The sequence below is a fragment of the Nocardioides lijunqiniae genome, from assembly GCF_015024225.1.
GTDB lineage: Bacteria > Actinomycetota > Actinomycetes > Propionibacteriales > Nocardioidaceae > Nocardioides > Nocardioides lijunqiniae.
On record NZ_JACJGM010000035.1, the window covers coordinates 35156 to 54530 of the forward strand.

22 protein-coding genes are annotated in these 19375 nt (G+C 71.9%); 12 read left to right on the plus strand and 10 right to left on the minus strand.

What is annotated here, in order from left to right; all coding sequences use genetic code 11:
- Positions 1-4: 4 nt before the first annotated feature.
- Complete coding sequence (gene paaA, locus IRQ30_RS18745; protein ID WP_193614472.1) at positions 5-1015, minus strand: 1,2-phenylacetyl-CoA epoxidase subunit PaaA; 1011 nt, start codon at positions 1013-1015, stop codon at positions 5-7.
- A gap of 86 nt (positions 1016-1101) precedes the next feature.
- Between paaA and paaZ the strand changes: the two genes are divergently transcribed.
- Both paaZ and IRQ30_RS18755 read left to right on the plus strand, forming a co-directional pair.
- Positions 1102-3138, plus strand: a complete 2037-nt coding sequence (gene paaZ, locus IRQ30_RS18750; protein WP_193614473.1) for a phenylacetic acid degradation bifunctional protein PaaZ — start codon at positions 1102-1104, stop codon at positions 3136-3138.
- A complete protein-coding gene (locus tag IRQ30_RS18755) occupies positions 3138-3443 on the plus strand; it encodes an EthD family reductase (protein ID WP_227467811.1) in 306 nt (101 codons plus the stop codon). Before paaZ ends, IRQ30_RS18755 begins: the two co-directional genes overlap by 1 nt.
- A 12-nt stretch (positions 3444-3455) precedes the next feature.
- Here IRQ30_RS18755 and paaK read toward each other — a convergent pair whose 3' ends face one another.
- The 4 genes from paaK to IRQ30_RS18775 are packed head-to-tail and all read right to left on the minus strand — an operon-like array spanning position 3456 to position 8186.
- Positions 3456-4751, minus strand: a complete 1296-nt coding sequence (gene paaK / locus IRQ30_RS18760; protein ID WP_193614474.1) for a phenylacetate--CoA ligase PaaK — start codon at positions 4749-4751, stop codon at positions 3456-3458.
- A gap of 53 nt (positions 4752-4804) precedes the next feature.
- The gene (locus IRQ30_RS18765) at positions 4805-6121 is read right to left on the minus strand and encodes a 2-oxo acid dehydrogenase subunit E2 (RefSeq protein WP_193614475.1); all 1317 of its coding nucleotides are present in this window, start codon (positions 6119-6121) and stop codon (positions 4805-4807) included.
- Entirely contained in the window at positions 6118-7104 is a 987-nt protein-coding gene (locus IRQ30_RS18770; RefSeq protein ID WP_193614476.1) for an alpha-ketoacid dehydrogenase subunit beta, read from the minus strand. Before IRQ30_RS18770 ends, IRQ30_RS18765 begins: the two co-directional genes overlap by 4 nt.
- Positions 7101-8186, minus strand: a complete 1086-nt coding sequence (locus tag IRQ30_RS18775; protein ID WP_193614477.1) for a thiamine pyrophosphate-dependent enzyme — start codon at positions 8184-8186, stop codon at positions 7101-7103. The genes IRQ30_RS18770 and IRQ30_RS18775 overlap by 4 nt, the downstream gene beginning before the upstream one ends.
- A 131-nt stretch (positions 8187-8317) precedes the next feature.
- Between IRQ30_RS18775 and IRQ30_RS18780 the strand changes: the two genes are divergently transcribed.
- On the plus strand, positions 8318-8761 hold the full coding sequence (locus IRQ30_RS18780) for an Lrp/AsnC family transcriptional regulator (RefSeq protein ID WP_338089788.1): 444 nt from the start codon (positions 8318-8320) through the stop codon (positions 8759-8761).
- Positions 8762-8810: 49 nt separating this feature from the next.
- A complete protein-coding gene (locus IRQ30_RS18785; protein ID WP_193614479.1) occupies positions 8811-9767 on the plus strand; it encodes an alpha/beta fold hydrolase in 957 nt (318 codons plus the stop codon).
- Between the two features lie 58 nt (positions 9768-9825).
- Here the strand turns inward: IRQ30_RS18785 and IRQ30_RS18790 are convergent, their stop codons facing one another.
- The gene (locus IRQ30_RS18790) at positions 9826-10353 is read right to left on the minus strand and encodes a hypothetical protein (RefSeq protein ID WP_193614480.1); all 528 of its coding nucleotides are present in this window, start codon (positions 10351-10353) and stop codon (positions 9826-9828) included.
- Positions 10354-10410: 57 nt separating this feature from the next.
- Entirely contained in the window at positions 10411-10659 is a 249-nt protein-coding gene (locus IRQ30_RS18795) for a hypothetical protein (RefSeq protein ID WP_193614481.1), read from the minus strand.
- A 92-nt stretch (positions 10660-10751) separates the two neighbouring features.
- On the opposite strand from IRQ30_RS18795, the gene IRQ30_RS18800 reads away from it, so the two are divergent.
- From IRQ30_RS18800 to IRQ30_RS18815, 4 genes are read left to right on the plus strand one after another with little or no spacing between them, the layout of a single operon-like run.
- The gene (locus tag IRQ30_RS18800) at positions 10752-11507 is read left to right on the plus strand and encodes a class I SAM-dependent methyltransferase (RefSeq protein ID WP_193614482.1); all 756 of its coding nucleotides are present in this window, start codon (positions 10752-10754) and stop codon (positions 11505-11507) included.
- A gap of 13 nt (positions 11508-11520) precedes the next feature.
- Positions 11521-11952 (plus strand): MarR family winged helix-turn-helix transcriptional regulator, encoded by a 432-nt coding sequence (locus tag IRQ30_RS18805; RefSeq protein WP_193614483.1) that lies wholly within the window; start codon positions 11521-11523, stop codon positions 11950-11952.
- Positions 11953-11961: 9 nt separating this feature from the next.
- A complete protein-coding gene (locus IRQ30_RS18810) occupies positions 11962-12417 on the plus strand; it encodes a hypothetical protein (protein WP_193614484.1) in 456 nt (151 codons plus the stop codon).
- Positions 12414-12677: a hypothetical protein gene (locus tag IRQ30_RS18815; RefSeq protein WP_193614485.1), complete on the plus strand. Its 264-nt coding sequence runs from the start codon at positions 12414-12416 to the stop codon at positions 12675-12677. Before IRQ30_RS18810 ends, IRQ30_RS18815 begins: the two co-directional genes overlap by 4 nt.
- Before the next feature lie 115 nt (positions 12678-12792).
- On the opposite strand, the gene arr is transcribed toward IRQ30_RS18815, so the two are convergent.
- Entirely contained in the window at positions 12793-13254 is a 462-nt protein-coding gene (gene arr / locus IRQ30_RS18820) for an NAD(+)--rifampin ADP-ribosyltransferase (RefSeq protein WP_193614486.1), read from the minus strand.
- Positions 13255-13326: 72 nt separating this feature from the next.
- On the opposite strand from arr, the gene IRQ30_RS18825 reads away from it, so the two are divergent.
- The 4 genes from IRQ30_RS18825 (at position 13327) to IRQ30_RS18840 (ending at position 16444) form a co-directional block, all read left to right on the plus strand.
- A complete protein-coding gene (locus IRQ30_RS18825; RefSeq protein ID WP_193614487.1) occupies positions 13327-14013 on the plus strand; it encodes a hypothetical protein in 687 nt (228 codons plus the stop codon).
- Between the two features lie 139 nt (positions 14014-14152).
- A complete protein-coding gene (locus IRQ30_RS18830) occupies positions 14153-14605 on the plus strand; it encodes a MerR family transcriptional regulator (RefSeq protein WP_193614488.1) in 453 nt (150 codons plus the stop codon).
- Positions 14606-14659: 54 nt separating this feature from the next.
- Complete coding sequence (locus tag IRQ30_RS18835) at positions 14660-15700, plus strand: alcohol dehydrogenase catalytic domain-containing protein (protein ID WP_193614489.1); 1041 nt, start codon at positions 14660-14662, stop codon at positions 15698-15700.
- A 96-nt stretch (positions 15701-15796) separates the two neighbouring features.
- Entirely contained in the window at positions 15797-16444 is a 648-nt protein-coding gene (locus tag IRQ30_RS18840; RefSeq protein WP_193614490.1) for a dihydrofolate reductase family protein, read from the plus strand.
- Between the two features lie 14 nt (positions 16445-16458).
- Here IRQ30_RS18840 and IRQ30_RS18845 read toward each other — a convergent pair whose 3' ends face one another.
- Together IRQ30_RS18845 and IRQ30_RS18850 are read right to left on the minus strand one after the other, a co-directional pair.
- Positions 16459-17898 (minus strand): dihydrolipoyl dehydrogenase family protein, encoded by a 1440-nt coding sequence (locus tag IRQ30_RS18845; protein WP_193614491.1) that lies wholly within the window; start codon positions 17896-17898, stop codon positions 16459-16461.
- A gap of 76 nt (positions 17899-17974) precedes the next feature.
- Positions 17975-19342: a GntP family permease gene (locus tag IRQ30_RS18850; protein WP_193614492.1), complete on the minus strand. Its 1368-nt coding sequence runs from the start codon at positions 19340-19342 to the stop codon at positions 17975-17977.
- Positions 19343-19375: the final 33 nt, after the last annotated feature.

Sequence of the window (19375 nt, forward strand, 5' to 3'; positions counted from 1 at the left end):
TCACTCACCGGGTCTCGACCCGCCCGTCGGCGCCTCGCAGGCTCGGCGCCGGGGCTCGCTCGACCTTCGCGCGGTCACGCTCGCGCTCCTCCGTCGCGCGCGCGTACGCGCTCGCGGCTTCGCGCACCCACGCGCCGTCCTCGTGGGCCCGCTTGCGGTGCGCGATGCGCTGGCGGTTGCAGGGCCCGTCGCCCTTGACCACCTGCATGAACTCGTCCCAGTCGGGCGTGCCGAAGTCGTAGTGGCCGCGCTCCTCGTTCCAGCGCAGGTCGGGGTCGGGGAACGTGACGCCGAGGGCCTCGGCCTGCGGCATGCTCATGTCGACGAAGCGCTGGCGCAGCTCGTCGTTGGTGTTGCGCTTGATGCCCCAGGCCATCGACTGCGCGGAGTTGGGCGACTCGTCGTCGGGCGGGCCGAACATCATCAGCGCCGGCCACCAGAAGCGGTCGACCGACTCCTGCACCATCGCGCGCTGCTCGTCGGTGCCGCGCATCATCGTCATCAAGAGCTCGTAGCCCTGGCGCTGGTGGAAGGACTCCTCCTTGCAGATGCGGATCATCGCGCGGCCGTAGGGCCCGAACGACGTACGGCACAGCGGGACCTGGTTGCAGATCGCGGCGCCGTCGACGAGCCAGCCGATCGTGCCGACGTCGGCGTAGCTCAGGGTGGGGTAGTTGAAGATCGAGGAGTACTTCTGGCGGCCCTCGATGAGCATCTCGGTCAGCTCGGTCCGGGAGACGCCGAGCGTCTCGCAGGCGGAGTAGAGGTAGAGCCCGTGGCCTGCCTCGTCCTGCACCTTGGCCAGCAGGATCGCCTTGCGACGCAGCGACGGCGCGCGGGTGATCCAGGCGCCCTCGGGCTGCATCCCGATGATCTCGGAGTGCGCGTGCTGGGCGACCTGGCGCACCAACGTCTTGCGGTAGCCCTCCGGCATCCAGTCGCGCGGCTCGATGCGGTCGTGGTGGGCGATGGTGGCCTCGAAGCCCTGCTGGAGCTCGCTCTCCGTCAGCGTCATCGGCTCTCCTCCGTCTATTTACTGACCGATCGGTCTGTAATACTGTGACACACGATCCGACCCCGTGCAACGAGATGGAGATCCCCGTGTCGAGACTTCTGGAGAGCTACGCCGCCGGCCGCTGGCACCGCGCGAGCGACGAGGGCAGCGCCCTGCTCGACGCCGCGACCGGCGAGGAGGTCGCCCGGATCTCCGCGACCGGGCTCGACCTCGGCGAGATGACCGTCCACGCGAGCACCGTCGGGGGCCCCGCCCTGCGCGCCCTGACGTTCCACGAGCGGGCGGCGCTGCTCAAGCAGCTGGCCAAGCACCTGATGGCCGGAAAGGACGAGCTCTACGACCTCTCCTTCCGCACCGGCGCCACCCGCCGTGACTCCGCGGTCGACATCGACGGCGGCATCGGCACCCTCTTCAGCTTCGCCAGCAAGGGCACCCGCGAGCTGCCCAACGACACCGTCGCGCTCGACGGCGGCCTCGAGCGCCTCGGCAGGGCCGGCACCTTCGTCGGCCAGCACCTCTACACCTCGCGACCGGGCGTCGCGGTGCAGATCAACGCCTTCAACTTCCCCGTCTGGGGCATGCTCGAGAAGCTCGCGCCCGCGTTCCTCGCCGGCCTGCCCACCATCGTCAAGCCCGGCAGCCAGACCGCCTACCTCACCGAGCTCGCCGTACGCCGGATCGTCGAGTCGGGCATCCTGCCGGAGGGCACGCTCCAGCTGCTCTGCGGCAGCGCGTCGGGGCTGCTCGACGAGCTGACCGTGCAGGACTCGGTCGCGTTCACCGGCTCGGCCCACACCGCCGGCATGCTGCGCAACCACACCAACGTGCTCCACGGCGGCGTCCAGCTCGGTGTCGAGGCCGACTCGCTCAACTGCTCGATCCTCGGCCCGGACGTCTCGGTGGACGATCCGGAGTTCGACCTGTTCGTGAAGGGCGTCGTCGCGGAGATGACGGTCAAGGCCGGCCAGAAGTGCACCGCCATCAGGCGTGCGATCGTGCCCGAGTCGATGGCCGACGCCGTCGTCGACGCGATCTCCGCACGGCTCGCGAAGGTCACCGTCGGCAACCCCGCCCACGACGACGTGCGCATGGGCGCCCTGGCCTCCCTCGGCCAGCGCGACGACGTGCGCAAGGCCGTGCAGCAGCTGCGCGCCTCCGCCGAGGTCGTCTTCGGCGACCCCGACCACGTCGAGGTCCTCGACGCCGACGCCGAGCGCGGCGCGTTCATGTCGCCGGTCCTGCTGCGCGCCCAGAGGGGTGCCGTCGAGGCACACGACGTCGAGCCCTTCGGACCGGTCAGCACCGTGCTCACCTACGACTCCGTCGAGGAGGCCGTCGAGCTCGCCGCACGCGGCAAGGGCTCGCTGGTGGGCTCGCTGGTCACCCACGACGCGGGCGTCGCCCGCACCGTCGTGCTCGGCGTCGCGCCGTGGCACGGCCGGGTCCTGGTGCTCGACCGCGACGACGCCGGCGAGTCCACCGGCCACGGCTCGCCGCTGCCCGTGCTCGTGCACGGCGGCCCCGGCCGCGCCGGCGGCGGCGAGGAGCTCGGCGGCGTCCGCGCCGTCCTGCACCACATGCAGCGCACGGCCGTCCAGGCCTCCCCCGACATGATGACCGCGATCACCGGTCGCTGGACGACGGGCTCGGAGCGCACCGCCGGCGACGTCCACCCGTTCCGCAAGAGCCTGGCCACGCTGGCGATCGGCGACACCATCGCCTCCGAGGCCCGCACGGTGACGCTCGAGGACATCGAGCACTTCGCCGACTTCACCGGCGACACGTTCTACGCCCACACCGACGAGGCGGCCGCGAAGGAGAACCCGCTCTTCGGCGGCATCGTCGCCCACGGCTACCTCGTGGTCTCGCTGGCCGCCGGACTGTTCGTCGACCCCGACCCGGGCCCGGTCCTGGCCAACTTCGGCGTCGACCACCTGCGCTTCCTGACCCCGGTCAAGGCCGGCGACTCGATCGCGGTCACGCTGACGGTCAAGCAGATCACCCCGCGCTCCGGCGCCGACTACGGCGAGGTGCGCTGGGATGCCGTCGTCACCAACGCCGACGGCGACCCGGTCGCCACCTACGACGTGCTCACGCTCGTCGCGAAGGAGTGGGACCGCTGATGCCCGCCTCGATGCACCGCCTCACCGTCCAGTACTTCGACCCGGCCGACGGCGACGCGTTCCTGGCCGCCTACCGCGAGCGGCACGTCCCGCTCGTGCGGGCCGTCCCGGACCTGCAGCGCTTCACCCTGACCACCCCGCGCGGAGACGGTGCGCCGTACCTCCAGGCGGAGCTGTGGTTCGCCGACGCCGAGACCATGAAGGCCAGCCTGGCCTCGCCAGAGATGGGCGCGGCGGCCGCCGACGCCGAGACGTACGACGTCGCGCGCAAGGCGATGCTCACCGGCGAGGTCGAGGAGCTCTAGCCCGTCGGAGAGTCAGCGCTTCGGGCGCTGGTCGACGATCCGGCGCATCTTGCCGACGGACCGCTCGATCCCGCCCGGCTCGCGCACCTCGACGTCGACGCTGACGCCGATCGTGCTCTTCACCAGGTGCCGCAGCCGACGGCCCGCCTCCTGCGCGCTGTGGGTCGCCACGCCCTCGCGGTGCTCGACCAGCACCGTCATCTCGTCGAGGGTGCCGCTGCGCGAGAGCACGCACTGGAAGTGCGGTGACAGCTCCGGCGTGCCGAGCAGCAGCTCCTCGACCTGCGTCGGGAAGAGGTTGACCCCGCGCAGGATGATCATGTCGTCGGTGCGGCCGGTGATCTTCTCCATGCGTCGCATGGTCCGCGCCGTTCCGGGCAGCAGGCGGGTCAGGTCGCGGGTGCGGTAGCGGACCACCGGCATCGCCTGCTTGGTCAGCGAGGTGAAGACCAGCTCGCCCTTCTCCCCGTCGGGCAGCACCTCGCCGCTGACCGGGTCGATGACCTCGGGGTAGAAGTGGTCCTCCCAGACGTGCAGGCCGTCCTTGGTCTCGACCACCTCGGAGGCGACCCCGGGGCCGATCACCTCGGACAGGCCGTAGATGTCGACCGCGTCGATGCCGAGGATGCCCTCGACCTCGAGCCGCATCTCGTTCGTCCACGGCTCGGCGCCGAAGATCCCGACCTCCAGCGAGGTCGAGCGCGGGTCGACGCCCTGGCGGCGCATCTCGTCGACGATCGCGAGCATGTACGACGGCGTCACCATGATGACCCGCGGCTCGAAGTCGAGGATCAGCTGGACCTGGCGCTCGGTCATGCCCCCGGAGACGGGCACCACGGTGCAGCCGAGCCTCTCGGCGCCGTAGTGGGCGCCGAGGCCTCCGGTGAAGAGCCCGTAGCCGTAGGCGTTGTGCAGCACGTCGCCAGGACGCCCGCCGCCGGCGCGGATGCTGCGCGCCATGACCGTGGCCCACATGTCGACGTCGGCGGCGGTGTAGCCGACCACGGTGGGCTTGCCGGTCGTGCCGGACGACGCGTGCAGCCGCACGACCTGCTCGCGCGGCACCGCGAACATGCCGTACGGGTAGTTGTCGCGCAGGTCGGCCTTCGTGGTGAACGGCAGCCGCGCCAGGTCGGACAGCTCGCGGACGTCGTCGGGGTGCACCCCCGCCGCCTCCCAGGCCCGCCGGTAGTGCGGCACGTGCTCGTACGCGCGGCGCAGCGTGTCCTGCAGCCGCACGAGCTGCAGCGCCCGCAGCTCGTCCACCGACGCGGTCTCGATCGCCTCCAGCTCACCCATGTCAGCCATGCCTCTCAGTGCAACACACCTCGCTGCGCTCGCACCTCAACCACCGGCGCGGGTCACAGGCGCGCGATCGCGCTGGCGGGGTTCTCGATGGCGTCGGCGACCGAGCGCATGAAGCCGGCCGCCGTGCCGCCGTCGCACACCCGGTGGTCGAAGACGAACGACATCTGGGTGATCTTGCGGACCACGATCTCGCCGTCGACGACCCACGGACGGTCGATGATCCGGCCGAGGCCGAGGATCGCGACCTGGGGGTGGTTGATGATCGCCGCGCTTCCGTCGACGTTGAAGCCGCCGTAGTTGTTGAGCGTGAACGTGCCGCCGGCCATCTCCTCGGCCGTGGCCCGTCCCTCACGCGCCCGAGCCGTGAGGTCGCGGATGGCAGCGTCCAGCCCGGCGGTCGTCATCGACTCCGCGCCGAGCACGGCCGGCACCACGAGCCCCCGCTCCGACTGCACCGCGATGCCGAGACCGACGGTGTCGCTGAGCACGATCTCCTGGCGATCGACGTCGAGGCGGGAGTTGAGGACGGGGTACTCCTTCAGCGCCGCCACGACGAAGCGCGCGAGGTAGGCCAGGATCCCCGGACCGGCGTCGGTGGCCGTACGGGTGCTCTCGCGCAGCTCCCACAGGGGTGTGGCGTCGACGTCGACCCAGACCGTCGCCTCGGGGATCTCCGCGCGGCTGCGCGACAGCGCCGCCGACACCGCCTTGCGGAAGCCGTTGAGCGGGATCCGCTCTCCCCCGCCGCCGACAGGAGCAGGACTCTCGGTCACGGCAGCAGGAGCCGACCGCTCGCCGATCGCGCGCTCGACGTCGGCGCGCACGATGATCCCGCCGAAGCCGGTCGGCGTCAGGGAGTGCAGGTCGACGCCGGCGTCCGCGGCGATCCGGCGCACGAGCGGCGACACGACGCGCGGCGGACGGCGACGACCGGTGGACGGCGGCGAGGACACCGGCGCCGCGGTCGCTGCAGGAGTCACGCGAGCCGTGGCCGCGCGCGGACGACGCCGACGGCGCGACCCGCTGGCCTCCGGGGTGCCGTAGCCGATGAGCACGTTGCCCGATCCGGCCTTCTCCTCCTCGCGGTAGAGCTCCGCCTCGTCGGTGGGTCCGGTCGCGGCCTCGACGGTGATGAGCGGCGTGCCGACGTCCAGGGTCTCGCCCTCCGCGCCGTGCAGCACCGCGACGCGTCCGGCGTACGGCGAGGGCACCTCGACCAGCGACTTGGCCGTCTCCACCTCGACGATCGCCTGGTCGACGACCACCTCGTCGCCCACCGCCACGAGCCACCGCACGACCTCCGCCTCGGTGAGGCCCTCGCCGAGGTCGGGCAGCAGGAAGACCTGGCCGGTCTCGGTCGCGGTGGTCACGAGTCCTCCCACTGCAGGTCGTCGACGGCGTCGAGGATCCGGTCGACACCGGGCAGCTGGAAGTGCTCGAGCTTGGGCGGCGGGAACGGGATGTCGAAGCCGGTGACGCGCCGGATCGGCGCGGCCAGCGAGTGGAAGCAGCGCTCGGTCACCCGCGCGACGATCTCCGAGGAGACGCTGGCGAAGCCGACGGCCTCGGCCACGACGACCGCACGGCCGGTGGAGCGCACGGCCTCGCAGACGGTCGCGTCGTCGAACGGCACGATCGATCGGACGTCGACGACCTGCAGGCTGCGACCGTCCTGGGCGGCGACCTCCGCGGCCTCGAGCGCGGTGGGCACCGAGGGGCCGTAGGCGATCAGGGTCGCGTCGGTGCCCTCACGGACGACGGCGGCCTTGCCGATGCCCGGCACGGGCGCGGCGAGGTCGACCTCCTCCTTGGACCAGTAGAGCTTCTTGGGCTCGAGGAAGACGACCGGGTCGGGCGAGGCGATCGCCTCGCGCAGCAGACCGTAGGCGTCGGCCGCGTTGGCCGGTGCCAGCACGTGCAGACCGGGCGTGTGCGCGTAGTAGGACTCCGAGGAGTCGCAGTGGTGCTCGACGCCGCCGATCCCGCCGGCGTACGGCACCCGGATGACCATCGGCACCGTGACGGCGCCGCGGGTGCGGTTGCGCAGCTTGGCGACGTGGCTGACGACCTGCTCGAACGCCGGGTAGGCGAACGCGTCGAACTGCATCTCGACCACCGGCCGCATGCCGTTCATCGCCATGCCGACGGCCAGGCCGACGATGCCGGACTCGGCGAGCGGGGTGTCGAAGCAGCGCTCCTCCCCGAACTCCGCGGTCAGGCCGTCGGTGATCCGGAAGACGCCGCCGAGCGGGCCGACGTCCTCGCCGAACATCAGGACGCTCGGGTCCTCCGCCATGGCGTCGCGCAGCGCCCGGTTGAGCGCCTGCGCCATCGTGAGCTTCTCGTGCGTCATCGGGCGTCCTCTCGGGACAGCTCGTCGGCGACCAGCGCGGCCTGCTCCTCGAGCTGCGGCGTCCGGCGGGCGTAGACGAAGTCGAACAGGTCGTCGGGGTTCGGCTCGACGTCGCGGTTGAGCCCGTCGCGCACGTGGGCGGCCATGCGGTCGGCCTCGGCGGCGTACGCCGTCACCTGGTCGTCGCCCAGCGCTCCTCGCCCGCGGAGGTAGGCCTCCGCGCGCGTGAGCGGGTCCCGCTCGACCCAGGCCGCGACCTCGTCGTCCTGGCGGTAGCGGGTCGCGTCGTCGGCGTTGGTGTGCGCCTGCATCCGGTAGGTGTGGGCCTCCACCAGCTGGGGGCCCTCGCCGGCGCGGGCCTTGGCGACGGCGCCGCCGAGCACGGCGAGCAGTGCGGCCACGTCGTTGCCGTCGACCCGCTCCCCCGGCACGCCGTACCCGACGCCCTTGTGGGCCAGCGACGGCGCGACCGACTGGCGCGCGAGCGGCACCGAGATCGCGTACTCGTTGTTCTGCACGAAGAACACCACCGGCACGCCGAAGACCGCCGCGAAGTTGAGGGCCTCGTGGAAGTCGCCCTCGCTGGTCGCGCCGTCGCCGCACAGCGCCATCACGACCGTGGGCTCGCCGCGCAGCTTGGCGGCGTAGCCGACGCCGACGGCGTGCAACAGCTGGGTGGCGAGCGGGGTGGCCTGCGGCGCGACCTTCGTGCGGTAGGGGTCGTAGCCGGAGTGCCAGTCGCCCTTGAGCAGCACCAGCACCTCGACCGGGTCGACCCCGCGGGTGACGGCGGCGACGGTGTCGCGGTAGGTCGGGAAGAGCCAGTCGTCCGCGCCGAGCACCTGCGCCGCGGCGACCTGGCAGGCCTCCTGACCGTGGGAGGAGGGGTAGACGGCGAGGCGGCCCTGGCGCACGAGCGCGTAGGCCTGGTCGTTGAGGCGGCGGGCCGCGACCAGCGCGCCGTACGCCGCGAGCATGGTGTCGTCGTCGGGGACGTCGGCGAGGCCCGTCGGGGCGCCCGAGGGGTCGATCAGCATCACCGGCTCGGCGGACGGGAGCAGCGCTGCGGGGTCGCGTGTCATGACGCGATCCTGCTGTGGCGACCGATCCGACGCCACTGCCGCGACGGATGCGAGACTATGTCTCACCGAACGGCACTTCTGCGCGCCAAACGTCCGAATCGGCAACGAGGCGGGCAGACAGGACGAGACACGTGGCCAGCCCCCTCGACGACACCGACCGGCGGATCCTCGACGCCCTCACGCGCGACGGACGGATGTCGATGCGCTCCCTCGCCGAGGCGCTGCACATCTCCCGCGCCAACGCCTACGCCCGGGTCGAGCGGCTGCAGTCCTCCGGAGTCATCCGCGGCTACCGCGCCGATGTCGACCCCGTCCTCAGCGGCCTCGGGACGTCGGCCTACGTCACCCTCAACGTCCGTCAGGCCGACTGGCGCAGCATCCGCGAGCAGCTCCAGACCCTGCCCGGCGTCGAGCACATCGCGCTGGTCGGCGGGGAGTTCGACGTGGTCCTGCTGGTGCGCGCCGCCGACAACGCCGACCTGCGCCGGGTGGTCCTCGACCAGATCCAGGGCATGGCCGGCGTCATCTCCACCCGCACCCTGCTGGTCTTCGAGGAGCCCGAGCCCCGCCCCTGACACCTCTAGGGGTGGTACCCGACCCAGCCCCAGTTGGCATACTGGCAGTATGCGATCAGCCAGGAGAGTCGGCCGGGCCTGGCCCGGCGTCGTCGACGAGACGCTCGAGGTGGGTGGCCGCGACGTACGGATCCTGCGGGCGCCGGCCCAGAAGGGCGCCGCGGACGGCACGCCGCAGCTGCTCGTCCACGGCCTCGGCGGCTCCTCGGTCACCTGGGTCGAGGTCATGCCCGGGCTCAGCGCCACCGGCCCCGTCGTCGCGGTCGACCTGCCCGGGTTCGGCCAGACCCAGGCCCAGGAGGACGACGCGCTGAGCGTCGACTCCTACGTCGCCTTCGTGCTCCAGGTCGCCGACGCCCTCGGCTGGACCCGCTTCGACCTGCACGGCAACTCGATGGGCGGGCTGATCGCCACGCTTCTCGCCGCCCAGCAGCCCGAGCGCGTCGAGCGCCTGGTGCTGGTCTCCCCCGCGCTGCCGCCGTCCCACCCGCTCCGCCTGCTGGTGCCGGCACGGGCCACGATCGACGGCATGGCGCCGATCGTGCTGTCCTCGATCAGTGCCACCGCCCTCGGACTGGTCGGCGCGGGCGCCGGCCTGGACGAGCGCCGCAACCGGCACCTCCTGCGACTGATCTTCACCGACCCCGACGGCGTACGCCCCGAGTTGATCGACCTCATGGCCCAGGAGTTCACCGAGTCCGACGACGACCTCGTCGCCGGCCGCCGCAAGGCCCTGCGCACCGCGCTGCTCTCGATCGCGGCCATGTGGACCAACCCGCGCCGCGTGCTGCGCGCCATCGCCGCCGTGGAGGCACCCACCCTCATCCTGGGCGGCACCGCCGACGCGCTCGTCCCGGCCAAGGTCCTGCGCCAGGTGCTGAAGTCGCGCCCCGACTGGCAGGGCCACGTGCTCGACGACCGCCGCCACGCGCTGATGATGGAGAGCCCCGAGGAGTACCTCGACCTCGTCGAGGGCTGGGCCTCCGAGGTGCGCGAGGCGGTGTAGGGGCGGGCCGGCGCCCCTCGACGCGTCGTACCCCGCCGCGCTTGCTCGGCTCGTGCGCTCAGGCGAGCGCGAGCGCGAGATTCGCCGCGGCGGTGAGCAGCAGCACGGGTGCGTTGACCAGGCCGGTGACGGCGCTTGGCGGGGTGCGGCTGCTCCGCCAGGCCAGGGCTGCGGACGTCACCATCGCGACCGCAGGTGCGAGAAGGGTCAGGTTGTCGAACAAGAGCACCAGCGGGATGAAGTGCAGCCCGACGACCAGCGAGACCCACGCCGCGATCCGCCTGCCGTGGCCGATCACGGCCAGGACTGCGGACCCGATCAGGCTCACCGCCGTCTCGATGCCCACGATGATGCCGAAGTGGATGCCGTCCTCGGCTCCCGACAGGGCGGACGGGTCGTCCCAGTGGCGCCAGGCGAGGTACCCGCCGGCGGCCCCGACGAGCAGCGAGGCTCCGGCCAGGACCCCCAGCAGCGCCCGCGCTCGCGGCGGCGGGTCCTCCTGCGCCCAGCCGGCCCAGGCGAACCCGAACACACCGAAGATGGCGGCGACCATGAACAGGTCACGTGTGCGCTCGAGGTCAACCACGGCTCCACCGTTCCAGAGCAGGCACCGACGCCCCGAGCCGGGTCGAGCGCGCGAGCGTCAGCGGTGAGGACGCGGCTCCCCCGCTGACGCCCGTGGGCTGAGCGCACAGGTCTGCGCGAGACCGAGCATCCAGCACGTCGGACATCCGCGCAGCAGCACCGCCGCGGGCACGATCAGCAGGAGCGCGAGCGGCCCGAGCCACGGCACCAGCACGAACGCCGCCACCATCAGGGGCAGACCCAGCGCCCCACGCACGAGGTGCCGGGGGACGCTGCGGCTGGCGAACATGGTGTCGGGCTGGCTCATGCCGGTGGTTCGACACCGACGCAGTGAACGGATGGCGTCACCGCACGGAAAACGAGGCGGTGGCGGTGTCGACGTCGTGGGAGGGTCCGGGGATGGAACCTGCGGACTTCTACTCAGGAATCGTCGTCGATGCCTACGCCAAGCTGAAGTCGTCGAGCTTCGAGCCCGGGCCGTACATCGACTTCGTGAGGGCGACGGGCGAGCCGGCACTGGAGATCGGGTGCGGCGACGGCGACCCGATGCTCGACCTCTGCGCGGCTGGGCTGGACGTGGACGGAGTCGACTCCTCCGCAGACATGGTGAGGCGCTGTCGGGAGAACGCCGTCGAGCGCGGCATCTCGACCCGCGTCTACCACCAGCGAGTCGAGTCGCTGGACCTCGAACGTCGCTACTCGGCCATCTACTTCGCCGGGCCGACCTTCAACCTGCTGGCAGACGATCGAACAGCCACGCGAGCGTTGCACGCCATCGCGAGGCACCTGACGGACGACGGCGCCGCCCTGATCCCACTGTGGATTCCCGATCCCACACCCTCCGCGGACTTGCAGGTCAGCCGGACTGCGGAGGACGGCCCTGCCGTCGAGCTGAGGTACACCCCGCTCAGCGAGACCTACGACAAGGAGGCTCGCACCAGGACCACGACATCGCGGTATGAGCGGATCGCCTCCAGCGGGACGGAGTCAGCGGACCGCGAGTGGATCATCCACTGGCACACACCTCGTTCGTTCGTCGCTCTGTGCGAGGACGCCGGGCTCGAGGTCGTGACGCTGGCCGACGACGAGACGAACACCGACGCTTCGGATACCTCGACCGGCTTCACCGCAACGGTGCGCAACGCGTCCGGCTGACTAGGCTCCACCCATGCCGGCGCCGCCTCCCTTCAGTCCGTCGATCGCGCTGTTGGCGGTGGGGCGGACGTGGGAGGCGGCGTTCACGGAGGCGCTGAAGCCGCTGGGGCTGACCATCCGCAAGTACGGGTTGCTGGGGCACATCCGAAGGACGCCGGGGATCTCGTTCAGCGAGCTGGCGCGGCGGTCTCACGTCACCGTCCAGAGCGCGCACACCGCAGTGGCGGCGCTCACCGCCGCCGGGCTCGTCGGGGACGGCACCGCGCATGCCGGGGCCGCCTCGACGCTGCGGGTGACGGCCGCGGGCGAGGCGCTGCTCGGCGAGGTCGCGGCAGTCCTGAGTCGGCTCGACGCGGAGCTGGCCGCGGCGCAGCCGGAGCTCGTCGAGGCCCTCCGTGCGTCACTGCCCCCTCCCGCAAGCGGAGACGGACCTACCTTCAGTTAAACTGAAGGTGTGGAAGCCTTCCTCCTCTACGTTCACGTCGTGGCCGCGATCCTGCTCGTGGGACCGGTGGCGGTGACGACCAGCCTGTTCCCGCGCCACGCCCCTCGGACCGTCCCGCCCTCGCCCGACGGCGTGAGCGTCCGCAGCCTCGACGCCGCGCGGATGCTGCACCGCGTCACGCGCGTGTACGGCGGTCTGGCGCTGGTGGTGCCGGTCGTCGGCCTCGCCCTGGCGACCGTCCAGGGGCGCACGACCGAGATCTGGATCCTGGTCGCGATGGGCCTGACCGCGGTCGCGGGTGCGCTGCTCGTCCTCCGGATCCTTCCTCTCCAGCAGGACGCCCTCGACCACCCCGACGACGGCGCCCGGCTGGGTCGGCTGTCGATGCTCGCGGGGATCTTCAACCTCCTCTGGGCGGTCGTCGTCGTGCTGATGATCGTGCGCCCCGGATCGGACTACTCATGAGACCGCTGCTCCGCACGCTGAGCGTCCTGTCGCTGCTCGAGCTCCTCAGCGTCGTGGCGCTGCTGGTCAACCTGGCCACCGTGCACGACGCCCGCGTGACGAGCGCGCTCGGGCCGACGCACGGCGCTCTCTACCTCGCGGTCGCCGTCACCGCCCTGTTCGGGCGAGGACTGGCCACGCGCACCCGCATCTACGCCGTGCTTCCGCTCCTCAGCGGTCCGCTCACGCTGCTCCAGGTCAGGAAGGAGGCGGATCGATGAGCCAACCTGCTGGTCGAGCACGGCTTCCGGGCCGTCAACATGAGCCGCGGGCTCATCGACTGGCGTGCCGCCGGCGGGGAGCTCGTGTCCTCCGCCTAGGCCGTCCACTCCCCGCTCAGTCGAAGATGACGTCGCGCCCCTCGGCGCGGAGCACCGCCAGGTTGTCGAGCATGCCCTGCAGCACCTCGGGCGGGTGCCCCTGCCAGTCGTCCACCTCGCCCACGACCCGCAGCGGCTCACAGGTGCGGTAGGAGCGGGTCGGGTTGCCCGGGAACTTCTTGTCGGTCACGTTCGGGTCGTCCTCGAAGGGCCCTGCGGGCTCGACGACGTAGACGTGACCCCGCTCGTCGCTGCCGACGAGGGCGGTCGCCAGCTCGGCTCCCCACACCGCGGTCTCCAGCACCGACGTGAAGTAGACGTGGCGCAGCACCCGACCCTCCTGGAAGTGCGAGACGTGGCCCGCGACCAGCTCGTCGCCGACCTCCAGCACCGCACGCGTGCCGTGGAAGAACGGTCCGGTGACGTGGTCGTAGCGCTCGAAGCTGACCGGTGACTCGTCGCGCGTCTCGCCGTCCATGAGTCGATTGTCGCGAACTTCTGAGTATCCGGACGCATTTGCCGGCCGCGGCGACACCGCACAGTGGTGCCCATGACCACCACCTCCCGCCCCCGCCGCCCCCGCACCCCGCTCGCGTTCGTCGCCCTGGCCGGCTCCGCCGTCCTCGCCGTCGCCGCGCTGACCCCGTCCGTCATCGCCAACGCCGCGTCCCCGACCGCCTCGAGCGCCGAGCTCCCCGCCCGCGCCGCCCAGGGCGAGCACCGCGTCGTCCACCGCGACGCCCGACGCGACACGATCCGCTTCGACACCGAGACGGAGAAGAAGAAGCCCGCCCCGCGCGACCGCACCGCCGACATCACCCGGACCGTCGTGGACCACCAGGCCGATCAGCTCGTCGTGCAGACGCGCGTGCGGCAGCTGGGCCGCTCGGGCTACCGCCTCATGATCGGCGAGATCCTCACGTCCGACGGCCGGCGTCTCGACCTGATGGTCGACTACTCCAAGCGGCCCATCGGCGAGGCGCTCAGCCTCACCCGCTCCGCCTCCGGCGCCGAGGTCGCCTGCCCCGCCGCCACGTGGTCGGCCAGGCGGTCGACCAAGCAGGTCACCGCGACGATCCCCCGCTCCTGCCTGGGCGACCCCGCCTGGGTCCGCGTCGGCCTGGGCATGGTCGCCGCGCCGCGCAACCTGCGTACCTCCCTCGGCGACGACTCCCGGCTGTCGGGCCGCATCGGCGACGAGCACATCAAGCTGGGCCCGCGCCAGCCGCACGCCTGACCATTCCCACCACCGCACGCCGGCCCTCGGCCGATCGGAGTCATCCCGATCCCGAGGGTCGGCGTCGTGCTGTCCCCGACCCACCTGTGACCGGGCCGACCTTTGACTTCGAGTACTCGAAGTTCCTAACGTCGAGGACATGAGCTCACGGACCACGCAGCGCGAGTACACGATCAAGGAGGCGGCCGCCCTGACGGGGCTGCCGGCCAGCACGCTGCGCTACTACGAGTCCATCGGCGTGATCGCGCCGATCAGCCGCGGGGCCAGCAGCAGGCACCGCGTCTACGACGAGACCGATCTCGACCAGGTCATGTGGGTCGCCTGCCTCGCCGCGACGGGCATGTCCGTGAGCGACATGAAGAAGTACGTCGCCAACGGGCAGATCGGCCCGTCGGCGGCGCGCGAGCAGATCGAGCTGCTCGAGGAGCGGCGCAGCCGGCTCGCCGTCGAGGCGGAGCAGCTCGTGCTGCGCCAGCGCTACGTCGCGCTGAAGATCGACTACTGGCACGCCGTCGCCGCGGGCGACGACGCCCGCGCCGAGCTGCTGTCGGGCGAGGCACGCGTCCTCGCCGACGAGCTGCGCCGCACCTGACCCTCATCCACAGCCAGACCCCCTCAGCCCCTCAGACCCGAAGGAAGTACCCCTGTGCGCGTCACCGCCTACGCCGCCCCCGCGGCCGGTCAGCCCCTGACCAAGACCACCATCGAGCGCCGCGACGTCGGCGCCAACGACGTCCTGATCGACATCCAGTACGCCGGCATCTGCCACTCCGACATCCACACCGTCAACGGCGACTGGGGCCCGCAGCCCTTCCCCGTCGTCCCTGGACACGAGATCGTCGGGGTGGTCTCCGAGGTCGGCTCCGACGTCACCCGCCACCAGGTCGGCGACCGGGTCGGCGTCGGCTGCATGGTCAACTCCTGCGGGGAGTGCGTCAACTGCCGCAACGGCGACGAGCAGTACTGCGTCGACGGCATGGTCGGCACCTACGCCGTGACCGACCGCGACGGCACCACCACCCAGGGCGGCTACTCCACCCACGTCGTCGTGGACGCCGACTACGTCCTCTCCGTCCCGGACGGCCTCGACCCGGCCGCCGCGGCGCCCCTGCTCTGCGCGGGCATCACGACGTACGCCCCGCTGCGGCACTGGAACGCCGGCCCCGGCAAGAAGGTCGCCGTCGTCGGCCTCGGCGGACTCGGTCACATGGCCGTCAAGATCGCGCACGCGCTCGGCGCCGAGGTCACCGTGCTGTCGCAGTCGCTGAAGAAGCAGGAGGACGGGCTGCGCCTGGGAGCGGACGACTACTTCGCCACCTCCGACCCCGACACCTTCGAGCAGCTAGCCGGCCGCTTCGACCTCATCGTCAACACGGTCAGCGCGTCGATCGACATCAGCGCCTACCTCGGCCTGCTCGCCGTCGACGGCACCCTGGTCAACGTCGGCGCCCCGGCCGACCCGCTGCCGGTCCAGGCGATGTCGCTCATCAGCGGCCGCCGCTCGTTCGCCGGCTCGATGATCGGCGGCATCGCGCTGACCCAGGAGATGCTCGACTTCTGCGCCGAGCACGGCCTGGGCGCCGAGGTCGAGGTCATCGCCGCCGACCAGGTCAACGAGGCCTACGAGCGGGTCCTGGCCTCCGACGTCCGCTACCGCTTCGTCATCGACACCAGCACCATCGACTGACGGGAGCCGATCTCCGGCCCGCCACGGGGGCGCCGATGACTTCGGCGCCCCCGCCGGGTCCAGGATGGTGAGCACCACCAACCTGGAGGAGACGCAGTGACGCAGCAGCAGGTCAGGGTCCACAACATCGGCGTGTCCCGCGACGGGTACGCCGCGGGCGAGGGGCAGAGCCTCGAGCGGCCGTTCGGGCACGCCGACCCGATGGACTTCATGAGCTGGGCAGGCGCCACGGCGAGCTGGCCCAACCGCACCGACCCGGGCGGGAGCCGCGGCCTGGAGGACTACCTGGTCCGCGAGTTCCACCGCAACATCGGCGCCGAGATCATGGGGCGCAACAAGTTCGGCCCCCAGCGCGGTCCGTGGGCCGACGAGGAGTGGCAGGGCTGGTGGGGCGACGAGCCGCCGTTCCACACCCCCGTCTTCGTCATGACGCACCACGAGCGGCCGTCGTTCACGCTGTCGGACACGACGTTCCACTTCGTCGGCGGCGAGCCGGCCGACGTGCTGGCGCTGGCGCTCGAGGCCGCGGACGGCAAGGACGTCCGTCTGGGCGGCGGCGCCGACACCGTGCGGCAGTTCCTCGACGCGGGTCTCGTCGACACCCTCCACGTCGCGGTGGCCCCGGTCGAGCTCGGGTCAGGATCCCGGCTGTGGGACTCCCCCGACGACCTGCTCGACCGCTACCACCGCGACGTCGTCCCGCGTCCGGACGGCGTGGTGCACCACCTGTTCTGGCGCGACTGAGCCCCTGGCGGCCGCTAGTGGTCGCGGCCGTCGGCCTCGAGGAGTCGCAGCCAGATCTCGCTGACGGTGGGGTACGCCGGGACCGCGTGCCACAGGCGGCCCATCGGGACCTCGCCGGCGACGGCGATCGAGGCGGCGTGGAGCAGGTCGGCCACGTCGGGACCCACCACGGTGAAGCCCACCAGCACGTTGCGGTCGTCGTCGACGACCATCCGGGCCTGGCCGCGGTAGCCGTCGGCCTGCAGCGAGGCGCCGGCCACCGAGGCGAGGTCGTAGTCGACGACGCGCGTGCGGAGGCCGGCCGCCTCCGCGCCTTCGGCGGTGAGGCCGACGGCCGCGACCTCGGGGTCGGTGAAGATCACCTGCGTCGTCGCGCGGACGTCGGCGGTCGCGGCGTGACGTCCCCACGCGCCGAAATCGGTCCGCTCACCGCGGGCCCGCGTGGCGATCGCGTCGCCGAGCGCGCGGGCCTGGTACTTGCCGTGGTGGGTGAGCAGGACCCGGTGGTTGACGTCGCCGGCGGCGTACAGGCCCTCGATGGGGGTGCCGGACCCGTCGAGGACGGCGAGCCCGTCGTCGACGGAGAGCCAGTCGCCGGCGGTGAGGCCGACGTGCTCCAAGCCGAGGTCGCCGGTGTTGGGACGTCGACCGGTGGCCACCAGCACCTCGTCGGCCTCGACGACCCGTCCGTCCGACAGCGTCACCTGCACCGTGCCGGAGGCGTCGCGAGTGGCCGCGGTCGCGTCCACCCCGACCTCCAGCACCGCGCCGGCCTCCCGCAGGGCGTCCATGACGTGCTCGCTCGCGAACTCCTCGACCCCGGGGAGCAGACGGGTCCGCGAGATCACGGTGACCTGGGAGCCGAGGGCACCGAAGGCGGTGGCCATCTCCGACCCCACGACGCCGCCTCCGACGACCACCAGCCGCTCGGGCACGGTCGTGGCCTCCGCCGCCTCGCGGTTGGTCCACGGGCGCACGTCGGCCAGCCCCTCGACGGGCGGCACCAGGGCGTGGCTGCCGGTGGCGACGACCACCGCGTGGCGCGCCTCGAGGACGACGGTGCCGCCCTCAGGCCGCTCGACGGCGACGGTGCGGGCGCCCGTCAGGCGGGCGTGGCCACGGACCAGGGCGATCTTCGCCTGCTCGAGCCACTCGACCTGCCCGTCGTCGTGCCAGTCGGAGGTGAAGCTGTCGCGGCGCGCGAAGACCGCGGCGGGGTCCAGGTGACCCGTGACCATCTTGCCGGCGGCCGGCAGCGCTCGCGCCGCACGGACGGCGGCGGCGTCGCGCAGCAGCGCCTTCGTCGGCATGCAGGCCCAGTAGGAGCACTCGCCCCCGACGAGCTCGCGCTCGACGATCACCACGCTCAGCCCGCCCTGCACCACCCGGTCGGCGACGTTCTCCCCGACCGGACCGGCTCCGATGACCACCACGTCGTACGTCTCGCTGCTCATGCCTCCACCTTGGCACCACGCCGGTAGATCCGCAGCGTCGAGTCGCCTCCCGGAGACATGGTGACGGACTCGCGACTCAGGTCGCCCCCGCCACCAGGCTGGCCACCAGGACGAGCGGCAGCGAGACGACGGCGCCCAGCGAGGTCGCCAGCGTGAGCGTCTTCAGGCTGCCCTTGGTGGACAGGTCGAGCAGGGTGCTGAACATCCAGAAGAAGTTGCTGTTGACGTGCAGCGCGAACATCGCGCCCGACGCGATGGCGAGCGCGATGACGACGGGGTCGACGTCGAGCGATCCCACGACCGGCGAAATGATCCCCGCCGCGGTGATCGCGCCGACCGACACCGAGCCGATGGCGAAGTGCAGCAACGCCGCGATGAACCATGCCAGCAGGATGCTCAGGATGACCGGCGCGCCCGCGTCGGCGGAGAACAGGTCCTTGAGGGTGGCGTCCATCCCGCTCTCCGCGATGACCGCGCCGAGCGAGCCGCCGACACCGGTGACGAGCAGGATCTCCCCGGTCGTGTGGAAGCCCGAGGTGAGGACCCGACCCACGCCGTCGGCGTCCATCGTCAGCCGCACCATCGCGAACGCGATCAGCAGCCCGATGAAGAGAGCCATGTTGGCGTCGCCGAGGAAGGCGATCACGGAGTTCGAGGAGCCGGCCACGTCCAGGATCGCCGCGGCGCCGATGAGCACCAGCGGCACGAGGATGGGCAGCAGGCGCACCAGCAGCGGCAGCCGCGAGGCCCCCTCGGCCTGCGGCACCTCGTCCGCGTCGGTGCGGGGGCGGCCGTCCTCCATTACGACGTCCTGGTCGTAGTCGGTCTTGTCGTCCCAGAAGCCCCGGCCCAGGATCAGGCGGAAGAGGAACGTCGTGATGAGCGCGGTCGCCAGCCCGATGGGGAGGCCGTACATCAGGTAGGTGCCGAGCGGGACGTCCATCAGCCCCGCGATGGCGACCGCTGCGAGACCGGGCACGACGAAGACGTAGCCGGAGAAGATGCCGACGGCCATCGCGCCTGCCAACCACGGCAGGCCGTGGCGGCGGTCGACGGCGGGCGCCGACTCCTTGGCCATCGGGGCCGCCAGGACGACCTGCACGTCGACGTAGATCGAGGGGAAGATCGCGGCGAGCGTGCCGGCCATGGCGTACGGCAGCTTGCGCCCGACCCGGCGGGCGAGGATCTCCACCAGGTCGCGGAACGTGCCCATGGCGTGCAGCAGCGCCCCGATCAGGACGCCGAAGCCGATGAGCAGTCCGACCTCCGCCATGATCTCGCCGAAACCCCCGGTGATGGCGGTGACCGTCCCCTCGCCGCCCTGGCCGGTGGCCAGCCCGAGGTAGACGCACGCCAGGAGCAGCGAGATCACGGGATCGATCTTGAGGGCGATGATGAGCACGATGGCCGCCAGGATGGCGATGGCCGAGTGCACGATCTCCATGGACGTGTCTCCTCCGGGTTGCGGTGGACGACA

Excerpts from the sequence above, each read along its gene's own strand:
- IRQ30_RS18825 (WP_193614487.1), top strand. The coding sequence starts at position 13,327 with ATGACCACCACCTCCCGCCCCCGCCGCCCCCGCACCCCGCTCGCGTTC.
- IRQ30_RS18775 (WP_193614477.1), bottom strand. The coding sequence starts at position 8,186 with ATGACACGCGACCCCGCAGCGCTGCTCCCGTCCGCCGAGCCGGTGATG.
- IRQ30_RS18755 (WP_227467811.1), top strand. The coding sequence starts at position 3,138 with ATGCCCGCCTCGATGCACCGCCTCACCGTCCAGTACTTCGACCCGGCC.
- IRQ30_RS18800 (WP_193614482.1), top strand. The coding sequence starts at position 10,752 with ATGGAACCTGCGGACTTCTACTCAGGAATCGTCGTCGATGCCTACGCC.
- IRQ30_RS18815 (WP_193614485.1), top strand. The coding sequence starts at position 12,414 with ATGAGACCGCTGCTCCGCACGCTGAGCGTCCTGTCGCTGCTCGAGCTC.
- paaA (WP_193614472.1), bottom strand. The coding sequence starts at position 1,015 with ATGACGCTGACGGAGAGCGAGCTCCAGCAGGGCTTCGAGGCCACCATC.
- IRQ30_RS18785 (WP_193614479.1), top strand. The coding sequence starts at position 8,811 with ATGCGATCAGCCAGGAGAGTCGGCCGGGCCTGGCCCGGCGTCGTCGAC.
- IRQ30_RS18830 (WP_193614488.1), top strand. The coding sequence starts at position 14,153 with ATGAGCTCACGGACCACGCAGCGCGAGTACACGATCAAGGAGGCGGCC.
- IRQ30_RS18770 (WP_193614476.1), bottom strand. The coding sequence starts at position 7,104 with ATGACGCACGAGAAGCTCACGATGGCGCAGGCGCTCAACCGGGCGCTG.
- arr (WP_193614486.1), bottom strand. The coding sequence starts at position 13,254 with ATGGACGGCGAGACGCGCGACGAGTCACCGGTCAGCTTCGAGCGCTAC.
- IRQ30_RS18795 (WP_193614481.1), bottom strand. The coding sequence starts at position 10,659 with ATGAGCCAGCCCGACACCATGTTCGCCAGCCGCAGCGTCCCCCGGCAC.
- IRQ30_RS18805 (WP_193614483.1), top strand. The coding sequence starts at position 11,521 with ATGCCGGCGCCGCCTCCCTTCAGTCCGTCGATCGCGCTGTTGGCGGTG.
- IRQ30_RS18845 (WP_193614491.1), bottom strand. The coding sequence starts at position 17,898 with ATGAGCAGCGAGACGTACGACGTGGTGGTCATCGGAGCCGGTCCGGTC.
- IRQ30_RS18850 (WP_193614492.1), bottom strand. The coding sequence starts at position 19,342 with ATGGAGATCGTGCACTCGGCCATCGCCATCCTGGCGGCCATCGTGCTC.
- paaK (WP_193614474.1), bottom strand. The coding sequence starts at position 4,751 with ATGGCTGACATGGGTGAGCTGGAGGCGATCGAGACCGCGTCGGTGGAC.